The sequence below is a fragment of the Actinomadura sp. WAC 06369 genome, assembly GCF_003947565.1.
GTDB lineage: Bacteria > Actinomycetota > Actinomycetes > Streptosporangiales > Streptosporangiaceae > Spirillospora > Spirillospora rifamycini.
In genome coordinates, this window is the sequence record NZ_QHJN01000008.1 from 62,335 (window position 1) to 82,054 (window position 19,720).

General features: G+C 69.5%; 19 protein-coding genes and 1 tRNA gene. 1 reads left to right on the plus strand and 19 read right to left on the minus strand.

Annotated features, from left to right (window positions below; all coding sequences use genetic code 11):
• Positions 1-7: 7 nt before the first annotated feature.
• From DMH08_RS03600 to DMH08_RS03690, 19 genes are all read right to left on the minus strand, one after another.
• On the minus strand, positions 8-1,492 hold the full coding sequence (locus tag DMH08_RS03600; RefSeq protein ID WP_026404215.1) for an MCE family protein: 1,485 nt from the start codon (positions 1,490-1,492) through the stop codon (positions 8-10).
• A complete protein-coding gene (locus tag DMH08_RS03605) occupies positions 1,489-2,886 on the minus strand; it encodes an MCE family protein (RefSeq protein WP_125611706.1) in 1,398 nt (465 codons plus the stop codon). Before DMH08_RS03605 ends, DMH08_RS03600 begins: the two co-directional genes overlap by 4 nt.
• Positions 2,883-4,190, minus strand: coding sequence for an MCE family protein (locus DMH08_RS03610; protein WP_233617376.1), 1,308 nt, complete (start codon positions 4,188-4,190; stop codon positions 2,883-2,885). Before DMH08_RS03610 ends, DMH08_RS03605 begins: the two co-directional genes overlap by 4 nt.
• A 19-nt stretch (positions 4,191-4,209) precedes the next feature.
• A complete protein-coding gene (locus tag DMH08_RS03615) occupies positions 4,210-5,316 on the minus strand; it encodes an MCE family protein (RefSeq protein WP_125611708.1) in 1,107 nt (368 codons plus the stop codon).
• Positions 5,317-6,348, minus strand: coding sequence for an MCE family protein (locus DMH08_RS03620; protein WP_026404219.1), 1,032 nt, complete (start codon positions 6,346-6,348; stop codon positions 5,317-5,319).
• Positions 6,345-7,652 (minus strand): MCE family protein, encoded by a 1,308-nt coding sequence (locus tag DMH08_RS03625; RefSeq protein ID WP_026404220.1) that lies wholly within the window; start codon positions 7,650-7,652, stop codon positions 6,345-6,347. Before DMH08_RS03625 ends, DMH08_RS03620 begins: the two co-directional genes overlap by 4 nt.
• Positions 7,653-7,659: 7 nt before the next feature.
• A complete protein-coding gene (locus tag DMH08_RS03630; protein WP_026404221.1) occupies positions 7,660-8,508 on the minus strand; it encodes an MlaE family ABC transporter permease in 849 nt (282 codons plus the stop codon).
• On the minus strand, positions 8,509-9,357 hold the full coding sequence (locus tag DMH08_RS03635) for an MlaE family ABC transporter permease (protein ID WP_051301145.1): 849 nt from the start codon (positions 9,355-9,357) through the stop codon (positions 8,509-8,511).
• A complete protein-coding gene (locus DMH08_RS03640; protein ID WP_026404223.1) occupies positions 9,357-10,427 on the minus strand; it encodes an ABC transporter ATP-binding protein in 1,071 nt (356 codons plus the stop codon). The genes DMH08_RS03635 and DMH08_RS03640 overlap by 1 nt, the downstream gene beginning before the upstream one ends.
• Before the next feature lie 599 nt (positions 10,428-11,026).
• Positions 11,027-11,416 carry a 50S ribosomal protein L7/L12 gene (gene rplL, locus DMH08_RS03645; RefSeq protein WP_026404224.1) on the minus strand — a complete coding sequence of 130 codons (390 nt, stop codon included), beginning with the start codon at positions 11,414-11,416 and terminating at the stop codon, positions 11,027-11,029.
• A gap of 52 nt (positions 11,417-11,468) precedes the next feature.
• Positions 11,469-12,023: a 50S ribosomal protein L10 gene (gene rplJ / locus DMH08_RS03650; RefSeq protein ID WP_026404225.1), complete on the minus strand. Its 555-nt coding sequence runs from the start codon at positions 12,021-12,023 to the stop codon at positions 11,469-11,471.
• Between the two features lie 312 nt (positions 12,024-12,335).
• Complete coding sequence (locus DMH08_RS03655; protein WP_064743703.1) at positions 12,336-13,208, minus strand: DUF6612 family protein; 873 nt, start codon at positions 13,206-13,208, stop codon at positions 12,336-12,338.
• A 127-nt stretch (positions 13,209-13,335) separates the two neighbouring features.
• Positions 13,336-14,187: an LppX_LprAFG lipoprotein gene (locus DMH08_RS03660; RefSeq protein WP_233617377.1), complete on the minus strand. Its 852-nt coding sequence runs from the start codon at positions 14,185-14,187 to the stop codon at positions 13,336-13,338.
• A 171-nt stretch (positions 14,188-14,358) separates the two neighbouring features.
• The gene (locus DMH08_RS03665) at positions 14,359-15,270 is read right to left on the minus strand and encodes a hypothetical protein (RefSeq protein WP_125611710.1); all 912 of its coding nucleotides are present in this window, start codon (positions 15,268-15,270) and stop codon (positions 14,359-14,361) included.
• Positions 15,271-15,426: 156 nt separating this feature from the next.
• On the minus strand, positions 15,427-16,143 hold the full coding sequence (gene rplA / locus DMH08_RS03670) for a 50S ribosomal protein L1 (protein WP_026404228.1): 717 nt from the start codon (positions 16,141-16,143) through the stop codon (positions 15,427-15,429).
• Positions 16,144-16,203: 60 nt separating this feature from the next.
• Positions 16,204-16,632, minus strand: a complete 429-nt coding sequence (gene rplK, locus DMH08_RS03675) for a 50S ribosomal protein L11 (protein WP_026404229.1) — start codon at positions 16,630-16,632, stop codon at positions 16,204-16,206.
• Positions 16,633-16,753: 121 nt separating this feature from the next.
• Entirely contained in the window at positions 16,754-17,650 is an 897-nt protein-coding gene (gene nusG, locus DMH08_RS03680; RefSeq protein ID WP_026404230.1) for a transcription termination/antitermination protein NusG, read from the minus strand.
• A 128-nt stretch (positions 17,651-17,778) separates the two neighbouring features.
• Positions 17,779-18,033 carry a preprotein translocase subunit SecE gene (gene secE, locus DMH08_RS03685; protein ID WP_026404231.1) on the minus strand — a complete coding sequence of 85 codons (255 nt, stop codon included), beginning with the start codon at positions 18,031-18,033 and terminating at the stop codon, positions 17,779-17,781.
• Between the two features lie 123 nt (positions 18,034-18,156).
• Positions 18,157-18,229, minus strand: a tRNA-Trp gene (locus tag DMH08_RS03690).
• A gap of 267 nt (positions 18,230-18,496) precedes the next feature.
• On the opposite strand from DMH08_RS03690, the gene DMH08_RS03695 reads away from it, so the two are divergent.
• Positions 18,497-19,708, plus strand: a complete 1,212-nt coding sequence (locus DMH08_RS03695) for a pyridoxal phosphate-dependent aminotransferase (RefSeq protein WP_026404232.1) — start codon at positions 18,497-18,499, stop codon at positions 19,706-19,708.
• Positions 19,709-19,720: the final 12 nt, after the last annotated feature.

Sequence of the window (19,720 nt, forward strand, 5' to 3'; positions counted from 1 at the left end):
GCCGGCCTCACTGGCTCAGAGGTCCGAGCAGGAGCCACTTCCACGATGATTCCTCTCCCAACTCCCGCGAACCTGCGGTGCGGGGCATGACGTATCGCTTGCCGTCGGCGCCGTAGACCGCGCCGGTCGAAGGATCGTATCCAGCGAATTTCACCGAATCGGCCGGATAGGACATGTAGAGCTGCCCGTTCGCCAGCATCGCGCCGCCGGACGATTCCGCGGCCTTCCCGGTGGCGTCGGACGTCCCGCCGGAGCCGCCGGACGAGCCCGCGGCGGACGCGGCGTCCGAACCGGAACCGCCGTCCGAACCGGAGCCGCCCGTCGGGAACCCGGCGCCCGCGGTCGCGCCCTCGGGCAGCTTCGGCGCGGGCACCAGGGCCTCGGGCGGGAAGTTGCGGGCGCCGCGGACGGCCTTCTCGGAGTCGTGCGGCTCGGCGCACCCGACGTCGAGCCTGGGCTTCTTGTGCTCGGTGTCCTGCGGCCACCGCTGGTCGGTCTTCTCGTAGCCCTTGGTGCAGTTGGGCGGCGAGTTGATGTTCAGCACCAGGCCCATGTGCTGGGTGCCGTCGCCGGGCATGACCGTGGGCAGGCCCGCGACGGTCACCGGGTAGAGGATGAACAGCGACCGCAGGCCCGCCTGGCGGGTCGTGATGATCTGCCCGGTGGTGGTGAGGTTCGCCAGCAGCACCGGCAGCGTCGGGGACAGCTGGTTGATGGCCTGGTGGGTCTGGTTCACCGCGCCGGGCGCGGCGTCGATCGTCCGCCGCAGCGCCTTGTCGTCGTCGCGGATGGACGAGCTCAGCTCGTTCAGGTTCCGGGCGAAGCCCCGGATGTTCGCGCCCTGGCTCCGCTGGGTGTCCAGGACGGTCAGGCTGTTGTCGAGGAGCTTCTTGGTGTCCGGGTACGCCTCGTCGGCGGTGTCCAGGATCCGGTCGGTGTCGTCGAGGATCTGCTGGAGGTCCTCGGCGGTTCCGGTGAACGCCTGGTTGAGCTCGTCGATGACGATGCCGAGGTCCCGGGTGTTCACGGAGGTGACGAGGGCGTCGACGTTCTGCAGGAGCTCGGCCGTGGAGACCGGCAGCTTCGTGCGCTCCTTGGGGATCGTGTACGGGTCGCCCTCGTCGAGGTACGGGCCGTTCTTCCCGGACGGCACCAGGTCGATGTACTGCTCGCCGACGGCGGAGCGGTTCGCGACGACGGCCGTGATGCCCTGCCGCGGGATCCGCTCGCCGCGCTCAAGTTCCAGCTCGACCTTGATGCCGGAGTCGGTCAGCCTGATCGGGCCGACCCGGCCGACGGGCACGCCGCGGTAGGTGACCTCGGCGTTGGTGAAGATGCCGCCGGAGTCGGTGAGGTCGACGTAGGCGGTGTACTGCCGGCCGAGCATCTCGCGGCCGAAGCCGATGTACTTCACCGACACGACCGACACGCCGATGATCGTGATCAGCACGAAGGCGATCAGCTGGACTTTGACGCCGCGCTTGAGGATCACGACAGGCCCCCCGTCATCAGGGTCGACAGACCGCTCGGCCGCTGACCGAACGCCCCGGGGCGGTTCTCGCCGCCGCCGAAGAGGTCCCAGAAGTCCCCGCCGTCCTTGTCCTTCTTCTCGCCGCCGGTGCCGGGGGTCTTCTCCCCGGTGGGCGTCGCGTCCGGCGTCGGCGCGGGGGTCGAGCCGCCGGGGGCGCCGCCCCCGCCGCCGGGCTTCTGGCGGGTCCCGCCCGCCGCACCGGCGGCGCCGTCCGGCGGGAGGACGCCCAGCGGCGCGTCCGGCAGCGTCAGGTTCGGCACCTGGATCATCTTGCGCATCTCCTGCCCGCTGCCGAGCGAGCTCTCCAGGTCGGTGCCGCCCAGGAGGTTCTGCGCGAGGGACTCGAAGTCCAGGTCGACGGTCAGGTGGACGTTGCCGTAGTCGCCCTCGATGACGTTCTCGAACGTCGTCGGGAACGGGTAGGTGATCAGCATCTCCAGCGCGTTCGGCAGGTCCGAGCCCGCCTTGTTCAGGTTCTGGAGGATCGTGTCGAGCTGCTTGAGGTTGCCGACCAGGTCCTGATGCGACTGGTTGATCACGTTCGTGGTGGTGCGGCTGAGCTTGTCCAGCGCGACGAGCATCTCGGTGAGGTCCTCGCGGTTCTGCTCCAGCACCGCGATGGCGGGACCGGTCTCGTCGACCGTGTCCTGGATCGTCTTCCGCTCGGCCGACAGCTTCGCCGTGAGCCGGTCGAGGCTGTCGAGCGCCCGCGTGATGGCGTCCCGGTTCTGGTCGAGGGTGCCGACGAACACGTTCACCCGGTTCAGCACCGACTTGATCGTCGCCTCGCGGCCGCCCATCGCGGCCTGCAGCTCGTGGCTGATCGTCGAGACCTGCTCCAGGCCGCCGCCGTTCAGCAGCAGCGACATCGCCGACAGCACCTGCTCGATCTCGGTGCCCTGCGCGGTGCGGGCCAGCGGGATCACGTCGCCCGTGCCGAGCCGGCCGCGCGGCGGCTCGTTCGCCGGGGGCGACAGGTCCACGAACTTCTCGCCGAGCAGGCTCGTCTGCGAGATCCGCGCGTTCGCGTTGTCGGGCAGCTCGACGTCCTTGCGGACCGCGACCGTGACGACCGCGCGCCAGCCGCCCTCGCCGCCGGCCAGCTCGATGTTCTCGACCTGGCCGACCGACACGTCGTTGACCTTGACCACCGACTGCGGGACGAGGTCCAGCACGTTCGCGAACTCGACCTTAAAGGTCTGCGGGTCGTCGCCGAGGTCGGGGCCGCCGGGCAGCGGCAGCGACGCCACGCCGTCGAACGAGCAGCCCGACAGCGCCGTCACGCCGGCCAGCGCCGCCGCGCCGAGCAGCCGCGCCCGGCGCCGCGCGCCGCGCACGGGCCGTGTCCTGCTCATCGGCCACCTCCAGGCAGCAGTGCGGAGAGTCCCTGCGGCGCGTGGGCCGCGTTCCCCTGGGCGCCGCCCTGCGCGTTCGTCCGCGCCTTGTTCGGCTGCGCGTTCGTCCGGGCGCCGCCCCGGTTCGGGTTCTCGGGGTCGTTCGGGCCGTAGGCGTCCGGCGGGATCGGGACCGGGTCGTAGTGCGTGGTCAGCGCCGTGATCCACGACAGGTCCAGGTGGAGGCCGCCCAGTGCCTGGCCGATGCCGTTGTAGGGCTCGACGAAGTCGAGGCACTGGTCGGCGGGCGTCCCGACCGAGTACGCCAGCGAGCACACCCAGTCGGCCAGGTTGTTGAACTGGCGCAGGTCGGCCCGGTTGTGGATGGTGCCGCTGATCGGGTCGTACGCGCGGGCCAGGTTGTTGATGGCGAGCGGGCCGGCCGTGAGGATCTCGGCCAGCGCCTCCTTCTCCTTCACCAGGACGCCGGTGATCTGCGCGAGCTGCTCGACGTTGTCGGACAGCTGCCCGCGGTTCTCCTTCACGAACGTCTCGACGTTCCGCAGCGTCGGCCCCAGCGTGTTCAGCGCCGCGCTCAGCTCCTCCTTCTCCTGGGACAGCTGCCCGGAGACCGAGTTGAGCCGGGTGGTGAACGACTTGATCTGCTGGTCGTTCCGCTTCATCGCGTCGGTGATGATCCGCAGGTTCTCGATCGTCTTCGCGACGTCCTCGCGGTCGGTGCTCAGCGTGCTGAGCATCTCCGACGTGTTCTTGATCGTCTCGTTGATGTCGTCGCCCTGGCCCTGCAGGTTCTCCGCGCCGACCCGCAGCAGCCGCGACAGCGAGCCCTCGCCCGTCGCGCCCGGCGCGTTGGCGCCCTGCGGGCCGAGCGCCTCGCTCAGCTCGTTCAGGCTGCCGCTGATCGAGTCGACCTCCACGGGGACGGCCGTCCGGCTCGTCGTCAGCGTCGCGCCGTCCTTCAGCACCGGCCCGTTCTTGTAGGCGGGCGTGAGCTGGACGTACCGGTCGGCGACCAGCGTCTGGTTGACGATGACGGCCTGCGCGTTCGCCGGGATCTTGTACTTGGCGTCGTAGCGCAGCCGCACCCGGACCGAGTCGCCGACCGGGTCGACCCGCTCCACCTCCCCGACCTTGATGCCGAGGATGCGGACGTCCGCGCCGGCGTAGAGGCCGACGGCCTTGGTGAAGTACGCGGTCATGTGCCGCTGCTTCGGCTCCTGCAACAGCAGGACGAGCGCGGCGACCAGCACCGCGACGGCGAGCATCGCGCCGCCGAGGCGGAGAATCGTTGCCGAGTTTCGCACTACCGGTACCTGCCTGCTGTCACGGGAGGAAGGGGAGCGGGCTGTCGCCCTGGTTCTGGCCGTTCTGGCCCTGCCTGGTCTGGTTCTGGCCGTTCTGAGCGCCGTTCGGGGTGCCGTTCCGCGCGGCGCCGTGGCCGCCCTGGCCCTTCGTCCCGGCGTTCGAGTCGTCGATGGCCGCCGGGATCGGGATGAGGTTCTGCAGGTAGGCGTCGAACCAGCGGCCGGTGCCGGTGACGTCCGCGAACTGGCGGGCGAACGGCCCGAACATCTGCAGGATCCGGTCCAGGTTCTTCTGGTTCTTCAGCAGCACCTGGTTGACCTGCTCCAGGTTGTCCAGCATCGGCTTGAGCTGCGCCTGGTTCTCGTTGATCAGCGCGTTGACCTGCTGGGACAGCTGGACGGTGTTCACCAGCAGCCGGTGGATGACCTCGCGCCGCGCCTGGACGGCCGCCAGCAGCCGGTCGCCGTCCTGGACGAGCTTCTCGAAGTCCTTGTTGCGGTCCGCGAGCAGGCCCGACACGCTGCGGGCCCGGTCGGCCAGCTCGTGCAGCTCGTCGTCGCGGGACGAGATGGTGTCCGACAGCCGCCGCAGGCCCTGCAGCGACGCCTTCACCTCGTCCGGCGAGTTCGCGAACGTCGTCGACAGCACGTCGAACGACTTCGCGACCTGCTGCACGTCGATCTGCCCGACGCGCTCGCCCAGCTCGCTGATCGCCGGGACGACCTCGAACGGCGTGTGCGTCCGCTCCAGCGGGATGTGCGCCTTCATCGGCCGCGACCCGTTCGGCGACAGCCCGAGGTAGTGCGCGCCCAGCAGCGTCTTGATCTTGATGCTGGCCTCGGTGCGGTCGCCCAGCTTCACGCCGTCGTCCACCCGGAACGTGACCTTCACCTTGTCGCCGTCGAGCTCGACGGCCCGGACCTGGCCGACCTTGACGCCCGCGATGCGGACCTCCTCGTCCGGCTTCAGCCCCGCGGCCTCCCTAAACGACGCCGTGTAGGTCGTCCCTCCGGTGACGAACGGGATCCTCTCCAGGTTCATCACCACGAGCAGCGCGACGATGATGACCGCGAACGCGGAGAGGCCGATGGGGACCGGGTTTCGCTCCCGGAACGGAATCCTCATCTACTTGCACCTCGCGTTCTCGTTCACGATCGCCGGTGTCTGGTAGACCGGTCCGCCCGGCAGCCGCACCCGCGCGTCGAGACCGCAGACGTACATGTTGAACCAGGACCCGTAGGACGAGATGTTCAGCAGCTCCTCGAGCCGCCGCGGCGTCCGCTGCAGCCCCTTGTCGAGGGTCGCGCTGTGGTCGTCGAGCGTCCCGGTGAGCTTCCGCAGCCCCGCGATGTCGTCCTTGATGTCCGGCCGGGTGTCCCGCAGCAGGCCCGCCGTCGCCGACTCCAGCCCGTTGATCGCCTCGACCGACTCGAAGATCGCCTCACGGTCGTGGGACAGCCCGCTGACGAAGCTCCGCAGGTCCACGACCATCTTGTTGACCTGCTCGTGCCGCGAGTCGATCGTGCCGAGCACCTCGTTGAGGTTCTCGATGACCCGGCCGATCACCGCGTCCCGGTCCGCGAGCGTGTTCGTCAGCGACGCCGTGTGCCGCAGCAGGCTGTTGATCGTCCCGCCCTCGCCCTGCAGCACCTTGATGATCTGCATCGCGAGGGTGTTGACGTCCTGCGGCTCCAGCGCCCGGAACAGCGGCCGGAACCCGTTGAACAGGACGGTCAGGTCCAGCGCCGGCTTGGTCTGCGCCAGCGGGATCGTGTCGCCCGGATCGAGGAACTGGTTCGCCTGCCCGGCCCCGTCGGTCAGCGCGAGGTAGCGCTGCCCCATCAGGTTCCGGTACCGGATGTGCGCCTGGGTGGACTTCGGCAGCCCCGCCCGGAACACCCCGTCGCTGTCGACGCTGAACGTCACCAGCGCCTGCTTGCCCTTGTGCAGCTCGATGTCCTCGACCTGCCCGACCCGCACGCCCGCGACGCGCACGTCGTCGTTCTCCAGCAGCCCGGTGACGTCCGAGAACACCGCCTTGTAGGTCTCCGACGGACCGAACCGCAGGTTCGAGATCGTCATCGCCAGCACGCCCGTGGTCAGCGAGGTGAGGACCACGAAGATCCCCAGCTTGACCGCCGCGCCCGTCGTCTTCACTCGACCGTCACCACCGATCCCCGCAGCAGCGGCCCGAACATCAGCGCCGACATGTCCGACAGCTCGTCGGACGGCGTCCGGGTCAGCGGCGCGACGATGTTCTTGATCGTCTCGTTGTCGTCACCGGAGCCCGGCTCGACGAACACGTTCGACACCGCGCGGCCCCGGTTCCCCGCCGCGCCGGCGTTCGCCGGGTCGGGGTTCTTCCACCACAGGTCGTCCTGCGTGCCGTCCAGCGCCAGGTAGTCCGGGAAGGGGACCTTCGAGTTCGGGATCCCGTAGCAGCGCGGGTTCCGGTGGTCCCGGGCCTCCGGCTTGTCCAGCGGGTACGTGTACGCCGGCCGCGGCTTCACGATCTCGATCGTCAGGTTGTAGGTCTTCGACCCGCCGCCGCCGCCGACCCGCTCCAGCTCCGGCTTGGCCTCCATGAGGCCCTCCAGGACGCACGGCATCGCCGGCGAGTACTTCGCGACGATCTGCAGCACGTCCCGGTTCGCGATGTTCACCCCGATGATCTTCGGGCCGTTCTGCCGCATGAACGTGTTCCCGTCCTCCGACAGCGCCGTCACCGCGGGGATGAGCTGCTCGATCGTCCGCTCCTTGTCGGTGATCGTCCGGCTCGTCACGTTCAGGTTCCGGAGGGTCTGCAGCAGGTCGGGCGCCGCGGCGTTGTAGACGTCCGCGACGTCCGCGAGGCCGTGCAGGTCCTCGACCAGCGTCCCCAGCTCCGGGTTGATCTTCTGCAGCAGCGCGTCGGCCTGCTCCAGGTTCTCGCCGAGCTGGTCGCCGCGGCCCTGCAGCGCCGTCGCCAGCGCGTTCAGCGTCGTGTTCAGCTCCGCCGGCTTCACCGCCTGCAGCAGCGGCAGCAGGTCGTCCAGCAGCCGGTTCACCTCGACCGCCGCGCGCGACCGGTCCTGCTGGATCGTCATGCCGTCCGTCAGGCCGGTCGGCCCCGGCTGCGCGGGCATCTCCAGCGACACGTACTTCTCGCCGAACAGCGTCTTCGGCAGCATCCGCGCCTGGACGTTCCGCGGGATCAGCTCCGCCTTGTCCGGGTCCAGCGCCAGGTGCAGGACGGCGCCGTCGTCGGTCACCTCGGTGTCGCGCACCTCGCCGACGATCAGGCCCCGCACCTTGACGTCCGAGTGCGGCAGCAGCTGCAGCCCCACCCGCTCGGCGGAGACCTTCACGTTCACCACCGGCCGGAACGCCTTGTTGTAGAACGCCACCGTCAGAGCCAGCGCGAGGAGGATCACCACGACCATCGTCACGCCCAGCAGGCGCAGTCGCATCCGTTCGGTCATCGCGCCCTCACCCCGCGATCCGCACCGACGTGTCGGTGCCCCAGATCGCCATGCCGAGCATCAGGTCCGCCACGTTGATCACGACGAGGCTGGTCCGCACCGCGCGGCCCACCGCGACGCCCACGCCGGCCGGACCGCCGCTCGCGTTGTAGCCGTAGTAGCAGTGGATCAGCATCACCAGGACGGAGAAGACGATCACTTTTCCGAACGACCACAGGATGTCGTTCGGCGGTAGGAACAAGTCGAAATAGTGGTCGTAGGTGCCGGTCGACTGCCCGTAGAACGTCGTCACGACGATCCGGGTCGCGCCGTACGACGCCAGCAGGCCCACGATGTACAGCGGGATCACCGCGATCATCCCGGCGATCATCCGCGTCGTCACCAGGAACGGCACCGACGGGACGGCCATGACCTCCAGCGCGTCGATCTCGTCGGAGATCCGCATCGCGCCGAGCTGCGCGGTGAACCCGCACCCGACCGTCGCCGACAGCGCCAGCGCCGACACCAGCGGCGCGATCTCCCGGGTGTTGAAGTACGACGCGACGAACCCGGTGAACGCGGCCGTCCCGATCTGGTCCAGCGACTCGAATCCCTGGAGGCCGACCTGGCTGCCGGTGAAGAACGTCATGAACCCGACGATCACCACCGAGCCGCCGATCACCGCGAGCCCGCCGGTGCCGAGGCTCACCTCGGCCAGCAGCCGCATCACCTCGGTGCGGTACCGGCGCAGCGCCCGGAACGTCCACGCGAACGCCTGCAGGTAGAACGACAGCTGGTGCCCGAAGTCGTCCAGTCGCTGCAGGGGTGCGTTCACCGCACGGGAGACGGCCTTCCCCGTCTTGCCTGGGGCCGCCATCTACATGCCCTTCGACGGAACGAACTGGAAGTACAGCGTGGAGATCAGGAAGTTCTCCACGAACAGGAGCATGAAGGTGATGACCACGGTCTGGTTGACCGCGTCCCCCACGCCCTTCGGGCCTCCCTTTGCGTTCAGCCCCTTATAGGCCGCGACAAGGCCGGCGGTGATTCCGAAGACGAACGCCTTGAACTCCGCCTGCAGCAGGTCGGGTAGTTGCGCAATGGCGTTGAACGACGCCAGATACGCGCCCGGCGTCCCGTCCTGCAGCATGACGTTGAAGACGTAGCCGCCCATCAGGCCGACCACCGACACCAGGCCGTTCAGGAACAGCGCCACGAACGCGCACGCCAGCATCCGCGGGACGACCAGGCGGTGCAGGGGGTTGATCCCCAGCACCTCCATGGCGTCGATCTCCTCGCGGATCTTCCGGGACCCGAGGTCCGCGCACATCGCCGATCCGGCCGCGCCCGCGATCAGCAGCGACGTCACCAGCGGACTCGCCTCGCGGACGATCGCCACGACCGCCGTCGCGCCCGTGTAGGACTGCGCGCCGAGCTGCCGGATCAGCCCCCCGACCTGCAGCGACAGCACGCCGCCGAACGGGATCGCGACCAGCATCGTCGGGACGACCGTGACGCTGACGATGAACCAGGCCTGCTGGATGAACTCGCGCCACTGGAACGGCCACTGGAACATCGCGCGGCCCGTGTCCAGGCAGAGGGCGAAGAACCGCCCCGGCTCCCGGACCGCGACGTTCGTCGCGCCGTCGCCGATCTTGCGCAGCGACACACGGGACGAAGTGCTCTTCTCACCGCCCTGGTCCGCGCCGATACCAGGAGTGGACATCAGTACTTCGCACCCGCCCCGTACTGCCCCGGCGGCGGACCGCCCGGGAACTGGCCGGGCGCGGCGGGCACGCCGCCGGCCGTCGACAGCGACGCCACGTACCGCGGCCACTCCTCGACCCAGTTGCGGCCCAGGTCGTCGATGAACGACCCGGGCGGCGGGACGACGCCGTGCGCGGCGCACCACGCGCCGGGCGCGTGCTGGCCCGCGCGCAGCAGGCCGTTCGTCGGCATCTGCTGCGGCGGGATCGGCGGCAGCTTGCCCGGGTCGTGGCCCATCTTCGCCTCGGCCTCCAACTCGGAGGCGTCCTTCTCCTCCGACATGCCGATCGGGCCGATCTTGCTCGCGTTGAGGAACTGCCGGACGACCGGCTCCTCGCTCGACAGCAGCATCTCCCGCGGCCCGAACATCGCCAGGTTCCGCTGGTACAGCAGGCCGATGTTGTCCGGGACGGTCCGGGCGGTGTTGATGTCGTGGGTGACGATCAGGAACGTCGCGTTGATCTGCGCGTTGAGGTCGATGAACACCTGGTTCAGGAACGCGGTGCGCACCGGGTCGAGGCCGGAGTCCGGCTCGTCCACCAGCAGGATCTCCGGGTCCAGCACCAGCGCGCGGGCCAGGCCGGCGCGCTTCTTCATACCGCCGGAGATCTCGCCGGGAAGTTTGTACTCGGCGCCGAGCAGACCCACCAGTTCCATCTTCTCGAGGACGATTCGCTTGACCTCGGATTCGGACTTCTTGGTGTGCTCGCGCAGCGGGAACGCGATGTTGTCGAACAGGTTCATCGAGCCGAAGAGGGCGCCGTCCTGGAAGAGGACACCGAACAGCTTCCGCGTCTCGTACAACTGCGACTCGGGCAGGTTGGGCAGGTCCCGGTCGCCGATCCAGATGTGCCCGCGGTCCGGCTTGAGCAGCCCGACGAGGGACTTCAGGAAGACCGACTTGCCGGTGCCGGATGGGCCGAGGAGAACGGAGATCTCCCCTGCGGGAATGGTCAGCGACACGTCCTGCCAGATCACCTGGCGGCCGAAGGACTTGGTCAGGCCCTCAACTCTGATCTCGACGCCCACTCGTCACCTTTCGTCCAGGCCGGGGGGAATCCCGAACCAATGAGCGAGTAGTACTCAGGCTCTGTCTTACCGAGGCTGTCTTACCGAGGCTCTGTCGTCACACCGCGTGCCCGTCTCCTTGCTACCGTCCGGTAGCCGCGACGGGTGCCACTACCGTAGCGACCTCCCGGGCAAATGGAAGAGGTACCGGACCAGATCAGTGGCCAAATGCGACGTCGTAAGACAATCGTTACTTACATCGCCTATGAGACTAGTGGTCCAAGAACCGGCTCCTCAAGCCGGGGGTCACGGCCCGGCCGTCCGCTGTTGCCCGACGGGCGGTCGTTACGGGAGCGGCCCGGTGGGGCCACAGCACCAGAACGGGACGCTACGCCCCGGTATGTGACCTGCACAACCCGCCGTGGCACACGGTTTGCGGCGGCCCTTTATCACCTCGGCACAGGAAACGAATCCCCTGACCAGCACGGTTGCGCAGCCGCCGACAAGGCCGGCCCGCGTCCGAAGCCGGACATGCGAGAAGGCGGCCACCCGAACGGGTGACCGCCTTCCGTGACGCGGTGGAGCCGAGCCGCACGGCTCCGGTGCGAAGGTGGACCGTCTTACTTGACGGTGACCGAGGCGCCCGCCTTCTCCAGGGCCTCCTTGGCCTTGTCGGCGGTCTCCTTGTTGACCTTCTCCAGCAGCGGCTTCGGCGCGCCGTCGACCAGGTCCTTGGCCTCCTTCAGGCCGAGGCTGGTGAGCGCGCGCACCTCCTTGATGACCTGGATCTTCTTGTCGCCGGCGCCCTCGAGGATGACGTCGAACTCGTCCTGGGCCGGGGCCTCCTCGGCCGGAGCGCCGGGGGCGCCCGGGGCGGCCGCGACGGCGGCGACCGGCGCGGCGGCCTTGACGTCGAAGACCTCCTCGAACTGCTTCACGAACTCGGAGAGCTCGAGAAGGGTCATCTCCTTGAAGACGTCGAGCAGCTCGTCGGTGCTGAGCTTCGCCATGATGTTTCCTCCGCTATGGCTGAAAAACTGGGGTGTACGGAACCGCGGGTGCCTATTCGGCGGACGCCTCGGCGGGGGCGCTCTCGCCCTCGCCCTCGCGCTTGGCGCGCAGCGCCTCGGCGAGCTGGGCCGCCTGCGTCGGCAGGGCGTTGAAGAGGCCCGCGGCGTTCGCCATGGAGCCCTTCATCGCGCCGGCCAGCTTCGCGAGGAGCACCTCGCGAGACTCCAGGTCGGCCAGCTTCGTGATCTGCGCGGCGTCCATCGACTGACCGTCGATGTAGCCGCCCTTGATCACCAGCGCCGGGTTCGCCTTGGCGAAGTCGCGCAGGCCCTTGGCGGCCTCGACCACGTCGCCCCGGACGAACGCGATGGCCGACGGGCCCTCGAGCAGCTCGCGGAACTGCTCGTCGACACCGGCCTCGTTCGCGGCGCGCTTGGTCAGCGTGTTCTTCACAACGCGAAAACGTGCGACCTCGCCGAGGTTGCCGCGCAGCTCGGTGACCTGCGCGACCGACAGCCCGCGGTACTCGGTCAGCACGGCGCCGTTCGAGCTCTCGAACTCGCTCTTGAGCTCGGCGATGGCCGCATCCTTGTGGTCCTTGGCCATGGCCCTCCTTCCGATTACCTTGGGGAAGCCGCCGGGGCGAAAAAGGTCTCGGAAAAGGGAACGCCCCGGCGCAGGCGCACGGGGCGTGGGCATGACGCGGAGGCCATGCGGAAGCTCTCGTCTCACCTACGCGGGCCGCCCGAATCTCTTCGGGTCCTTCGGCCGCCCGTGAGCGGGCGGCGACCGGCGGTCTTCGGCAGGAAACAGACTACGCGCAGAGACGCCTTTAGACCAAATCGGCGCGGCGCGCAACGGCGAGGGGGCCGCGCCCTCCGGCGCGGCCCCCTCGATCCGGGTCGGAATCCCGTGCGGTCAGCTTCCGCCGAGGCCGCCGCCCAGCCCCTGCATCATCTCCGCCATGTCGGTGACCTGGTTCGCGGGCGGCGCCGTGACCTGCACCGGCTTGCCGTAGTCGCGGTAGGTCATCGTCATCGTCATCGCGCCCGCGGCCGACGACGGCGTCGACATCGCCATCTTCTGCGGGAGCTGCTGCCCGTCGACCCACACGTCGAACTTCATCGACTCCATGCCGGTCTGGGCGATGGCCGCGCGGGCCGCCTCCTGCTGGTCCGCGGGAAGCTCCGCGATGGCGTCCGCCATGTTGTACGAGCCCGAGTAGTGCGTCGTCTCGACGCCGTTCACGTTCTCCTTGCCGACCTCGCGGACGTCCTTGGACGCGGTCAGCTTCTTCATGTTCGCCACCGGGTCCATCTGCTGCGACTGCTGCAGCATCTGGTCGATGTTCAGCCCGGCCGCGCGTCCGGCCTCCTCGAGGGAGATCTTGATCCACGGCTTCGCGGAGGCGCCGGGCAGCTCCGAGAGCATCGGCATCTTCATGTACATGGTGCGGCCGACGAGCAGCTGCTCCATGCCGCCCATGGACTGGCCGCCGACGGACATCTCGTTGTACTTCATGCTGTACGCCAGCTCGGGCTTGAGCTGGTACTGCATGGCGCCGGACGCCTTGACGTTCCCGTCGGGGGCCGAGACGTTCATGTCGAAGTCGGCCTGGAAGCTGTCGATCTGGCCGGTCTTCTCGGCGCTCTTGCCGAGCACCTGCGCGGCGCTCAGCTTCAGGTTCTCGCCCGCCTGGCTCACCTTGTCGCCGGCATCGCCGAGACAACCGGTGAGCGAGAGGGTCAGGCTGGTGACCAACGCGGTCCCCACGGCGAACCGACGGATCATCTTCACGATCTCCTTGCGTCGTCGAAGAGCGGCCCGACCCGGGGCCGGACCGCTCTTTACTTCTTCCTTATGACGCCGGAGACCCCCGTCTAGTTCGCGTCGAACTGGGATTTTCCGTAAGAATCGGTCAGCTGCCGCCGAGGAACGACTCCAGCGAGAGCGTCCCGACCTGCTCGGCCGGCGGCGGGTTCACCGACACCGACTCGCCGTACTCGCTGTAGACGACCGTCACCTTGCCCGCGTGCCCCTGGTCGCCCTTCACGTCCGTCTCGAGCTTGCGCGGCAGGTTGTCGCCGTCGGTCCACAGGTCGAACTCGATCGTCGCGTCGGCGTCCTGCGGCATGTGCCGCTTCGCCTCCTCGCGCGCCTCCGCGTCGAGGCGGCTGAGCGCGTCCTGGACGGTGACGGTGCCCGCGTAGTGCGTCGTCTCGACGCCGTTGACCTCTTCGGTGCCGACGCGGCGGACGTCCTCGGAGCCGGTGAGCATCTTCGTCTGCTCGGCCGGGTTCACCTTGCGCACCTGGTCGATGAGCTGCCGGACGTCGAAGCCGTTCTGCTGCGCGACCCGGTTCACGTCGATCTTCACCCACGGCTTGCCGCCGGCGACGAACCGGGCGAGCTGCGGGACCTTCGCGTACAGCATGTCACCGGTGTAGACGGCGCGTCCCTGAAGGCCCGGGATCGCCGACCCGCCCCGCGTCGCCTCGTCCAGCTCGGCGGAGAACTTCAGCGTCGGCCGCAGCTGGAACTGCCCGTTGGCGCGGATCTTCCCGCCGCCGTCCTCCTCGGTCGTGACGGTCAGGTCGGCGTGGAACGTGTCGGCCTTGCTCGTCTCCTTCGACGAGGCCAGCAGCGCCTCGTTCGCGCTGAGATTCACGTTGGCCGCCGTGCCGCCCGACCCGTCCCCGCCGCAGCCGGACAGCAGGAGCACCGCCCCCATCGCGGTTCCGCCGGCGGCGACCATGAGTCGTCGGTTCATCGGTTCTCGAGCCTCCTTGATCGCCCTGCTCGTTCCCACCAGTCTGTAGGCCCGGCGGAAACGCGGCATCCCCCGATGGTACGAATGCTCGGCGGACGAGTACGACCATGGGGGGGTTACCCCGGACGACGAACGGGCTCCTGGGGACGCCTCAGAGGCGCGAGCCGGACGTCAGCGGTACGAGCCGAACGTCATCGACCCGTCCAGCGCACCACCGGGGGCCTGCGCCTTCAGCCCGATCCAGGTCGGACGCGCCTTGGCGTTCGCCCACAGGTCCACGCCGACCCCGGTCTCCGCCGGGATGACCCGCCCGATCTGCTCCGCCGCCTGCCGCGGCAGCAGCCCGTACAGGTCGCCCAGCCTGCTGTCGGCGAGGAAGTGCGTCCGGCCCTGCGCGTCCGGTCCCTCGGCGAACAGGTCGGGCAGGCTCGCCATCAGGTACGTGAACTGGCGCGGGTCCGACTGCGTCTGCAGCGTCGTCAACTGGGCCTGGGTCAGCTTGGACTGCGTCCACTCCTGCCCGTCGTACCCCTTCAGGACGCCGTCCTGCACGATGACCTTCTCGGTCACCTTGGACGTCTGGCCGTCCTTCACCATGGTGGTGACGCCCGTCGCGGTCAGCGAGAACTCGGGGAAGAGCGTGAACGTCGCGGTCTCCGCCGCGTGCGTGTAGTCGCCGCCCGTCCCGTGCGTCAGCTTCACCTCGGTCTCGCGGACGAACGCGCGCAGATCGGGGCTCGGCTTCGGCTGCTCGTCGGGCAGCACGGCCTTCGCGGCCGCGCTCCCGCCGCCCGCCGCGGCCGTCCCGGCGCCGCCGGACGCGCCCGCGCCCGAACCGGTCCCGGCGCCCGCGCCGGAGCCCGTCCCGGACCCGGGAACGGCGCCGCCGGAGGGGGACAGCGTTCCCGTGCCGGGCCCCTCCCCGGCGGCCTCCCGGTCCGCCATGGCGGCGGCGGGCGGCATCGCCCCGGCGTCCGGCCCCGGGCCGCCGCCGGTCTTCACCACCGCCAGGACGACCGTGGGGACGACCGCCACGGCACCGAGCGCGGAAATCGCGATGATGCGGTCCGTTCTACGCTTCACGGACCCGATTCAACACCAAGTTCCCCGGCGGTAACAAAGGTCTTCGCATATCGGTTTGGCCATTTCCGGACCCGATATCCGGTAATCCCCGGTTTTTCGCCGGAAACGCCACAGGGCGCCCCCGTGCGGGGACGCCCTGTGATCAGGCCGGACGGATCAGGCGGTCTCGAGCTCCGCCGTCAGGTTGCGGACCGCGTTCGGGTCCAGCGGGATGCTCGGGCCCATCGACGTGGTCAGCACGGCCTTCTTGACGTACCGGCCCTTGGCGGCCGACGGCTTGAGCCGCTGGATCTCCTCGATCGCCGCCGCGTAGTTCTCCACCAGCAGGCGCTCGTCGAAGGACGCCTTGCCGATGATGAAGTGCAGGTTCGCGTGCCGGTCGACCCGGAACTCGATCTTGCCGCCCTTGATGTCGGAGACGGCCTTGGCCACGTCCATGGTGACCGTGCCGGTCTTCGGGTTCGGCATCAGGCCGCGCGGACCGAGCACCCGGCCCAGCCGGCCGACCTTGCCCATCTGGTCGGGCGTCGCCACGACCGCGTCGAAGTCCAGGAAGCCGCCCTGGATCCGCTCGATCATGTCGTCGGAGCCGACGAAGTCGGCGCCGGCCTCGCGGGCCTCGTCGGCCTTCGCGCCGCCGGCGAAGACCAGCACGCGGGCGGTCTTACCGGTGCCGTGCGGCAGGTTGACGGTGCCGCGCACCATCTGGTCGGCCTTGCGGGGGTCGACGCCCAGCCGCAGGGCGACCTCGACGGTCGCGTCGAACTTGGTGACCGCGGTCTCCTTGGCGAGCTTCACGGCCTCGGCCGGCGAGTACAGCCGGTCGCGGTCGATCTTCTCGGCCGCGGCGCGGTAGCCCTTGCTGCGCTTCATGCTGTTCCTCCAGTGGAACCCGTGGTCGCGGGCCGCGCCCGGCCCTCCCACGTGACGGACTTACTTGACCTCGATGCCCATGGACCGCGCGGTGCCCGCGACGATCTTCTCGGCGGCCTCGATGTCCTTGGCGTTGAGGTCGGGCATCTTGGTGGTGGCGATCTCGCGGATCTGGTCCGCGGTGACCGAGCCGACCTTGTTCTTGTGCGGCTCGCCGCTGCCCTTCTCGACGCCCGCGGCCTTCAGGATGAGCTGCGCGGCCGGCGGGGTCTTGGTGACGAAGGTGAACGAGCGGTCCTCGTAGATGGTGATCTCTACGGGGATGACGTTGCCGCGCTGGGACTCCGTGGCAGCGTTGTACTGCTTGCAGAAGTCCATGATGTTGACGCCGTGCGGACCGAGAGCGGTACCGACCGGCGGCGCCGGGGTCGCGGCACCGGCCTGCAGCTGCACCTTGACGACGGCGGCGACCTTCTTCTTGGGAGGCATGCCTCACCCCTCGCGTCCCATTTTCTCGATGGCTCCGACTCCCGGAGTTCCGGGCAACACGGTGGCTGGGACGATTCCGCCGTGTGGGAGCCGCTGTACGCCCCTGGTCGGGGCGGGTCTGTCAGATCTTGGAGACCTGGTTGAAGGACAGCTCGACCGGAGTCTCGCGCCCGAAGATCGACACGAGGACCTTGAGCTTCTGCGCCTCGATGTTGATCTCGTTGACCGTCGCCGGGAGGGTCGCGAACGGGCCGTCCATGACGGTGACGGACTCGCCGACCTCGAAGTCGACGGTCGCCTGCGCCTTCGCGGGCTCCTTGGTCTTGACGGCCCCGGCGGCCTCTTCGGGCTCGGGGGCCAGCAGCTTCGCGACCTCGTCCAGGCTCAGCGGGGACGGCTTGTTCAGCAGCCCCACGAACCCGGTGACGCCCGGGGTGTTGCGGACCGCGGCCCAGGACTCGTCGGTGAGGTCCATGCGGACGAGGATGTAGCCCGGCAGGACCTTCTCGTTGACCTTCTGCCGCTTGCCCTGCTTGATCTCGGTGACCTCGTGCTGCGGGACCTCGATCTGGAAGATGTAGTCCTCCATGTTGAGGGTCTGCGTCCGGGTCTCGATGTTGGTCTTGACCCGGTTCTCGTAGCCCGCGTAGGTGTGCACGACGTACCAGTCGCCCGGCTGGAGCCGCAGCTCCATCTTGAAGTCGGCGTACGGGTCGGCCGGGGGCCCGGCGGGGGCCTCGGCCTCCTCGCCCTCCTCGCCCGGCTCGGCGTCCTCGCCCGCTTCGGCGTCCTCGTCCTCGGCGCGCACCTCGGCGGCGAGGTCGGCGGCGCCCTCGGCGACCTCCGGACCGGGGGGCTCCTCGCCCTCGAGCTTCGTGTCCGCGGGCTCGCCTTCCCCGGCGGTGACGGCCGCCTCGGCCGCCTCGTCGGCGGGCTCGGCCGCCTGGCCGGCCGCAGCAGCCGCAGCGGACTGGGCCTCTTCCACGGCCTCGTCGTAGGGCTGTGAGGACTCGGACACGGTGTCTCTTTCTCTCGGTCTGCGCTGACTGGTTGTACGACGGTACGGCATGTGGCCGTTCGGCGGGCCGCGCGGCCCGGATGCCCCGGCGCCGGTCGTCCCGACGCGGTCGTCCCCGCGGGGCGGGATCAGCCGAAGATGGCGTAGATGCCTTCCTGCAGACCCCAGTCGACGCCGGAGACGAGCGCGACCATGAAGATGACGAACACCAGGGAGACCGTCGTGTAGGTGATCAGTTCCCGGCGGGTGGGCCAGATGACCTTGCGCAGCTCGGCGACGATCTGGCGCACGAACAGCGCGGGGGAGGTCCGCTTCCCGACCTTCTTCCGCTTGCCCTTGCCTTCGTCCTTGGCCTCGGGCTCGCCGCGCGTCTCAGTCGCCATGCCGCCGTTCACCCCATCGGTCGTGTTCGGACCACCTCGTGGTCGCCGCGCCGTTCGCGCCTTCGCGCGTCACGGCGTCGGCCGCCGCGACGCGGCCGGCACGGGTGCGCGCACCGCACCTCGCAGGGCAGGAGGGACTCGAACCCCCAACCGCCGGTTTTGGAGACCGGTGCTCTACCAATTGAGCCACTGCCCTTCATTCTCCGGTGACGGAGAACTGCCCGGCCGGGTGGCCGAGCTCGTGCCGGTTACCAGCTTACGGCCTCCCGAGGGTCGCTCGTGCGGACAGCCTCGTAGCCGGTGACGCGTCACTAGTCGCAGGAGTCTACGTGGCCGCGGCCCCCGCGTCGAACCGAAACCCGCCGCGGGCGTCGCGGCGGACGCGCGGCCGACGCGCGTAACGCCCCCCACCGGCCCGAACATATCGCTCTGGTCACCGTCTGGCGTCTGTAACGATAGAGGTATGAGCACCGACCGTCCGCGCATCTCCAAGCGCATATCCGCGATCTCCGAGTCCGCCACGCTGGCCGTCGACGCCAAGGCCAAGGCGCTGAAGGCGGCCGGGCGCCCGGTCATCGGGTTCGGCGCCGGAGAGCCCGACTTCCCGACGCCCGACTACATCGTCGAGGCCGCGGTGACGGCCTGCCGCGTCCCGCGGTTCCACAAGTACACCCCGGCCGGCGGGCTGCCGGAGCTGCGCGCGGCGATCGCCGAGAAGACCGAGCGCGACTCGGGCCTGAAGGTCGAGCCGTCCCAGGTCCTGGTCACCAACGGCGGCAAGCAGGCCGTGTACGAGGCGTTCGCCGCGCTGCTCGACCCGGGCGACGAGGTGCTGGTCCCCACCCCGTACTGGACGACCTACCCCGAGTCGATCAAGCTCGCCGGGGGCGTCCCGGTGGACGTCGTCGCCGACGAGACGACCGGGTACCGGGTGAGCGTCGAGCAGCTCGAGGCGGCCCGCACCGACCGGACGAAGGTGCTGCTGTTCGTCTCCCCGTCGAACCCGACCGGCGCCGTCTACACCCGCGACCAGATCGAGGCGATCGGCCGCTGGGCGGACGAGCACGGCCTGTGGGTGATCACGGACGAGATCTACGAGCACCTCGTCTACGGGGACGCCGAGTTCCACTCGATGCCCGTCGTGGTGCCGGAGCTCGCGGACCGCACGCTCGTCCTGAACGGGGTCGCGAAGACGTACGCGATGACCGGCTGGCGGGTGGGCTGGATGATCGGCCCGGCGGACGTCGTGAAGGCCGCGCAGAACCTGCAGTCGCACGCGACGTCGAATGTGGCGAACGTCTCGCAGGCCGCCGCGCTCGCCGCCGTGACGGGCGACCTCGACGCCGTCGCGGAGATGCGCAAGGCGTTCGACCGGCGCCGCCACACGATGGTCAAGATGCTGAACGACATCCCCGGCGTGCTCTGCCCGGAGCCCGAGGGCGCGTTCTACGCGTACCCGTCGGTCAAGGAGCTGCTGGGCAAGGAGATCCGCGGCAAGCGCCCCGCGACGTCCGTGGAGCTGGCCTCGCTGATCCTGGAGGAGGCCGAGGTGGCGCTGGTGCCGGGCGAGGCGTTCGGCACCCCCGGCTACTTCCGCCTGTCGTACGCGCTCGGCGACGACGACCTCGTCGAGGGCGTCTCCCGCGTCGCGAAGCTGCTGTCCGAGGCGGGCTGAGGCCGGCGCGGA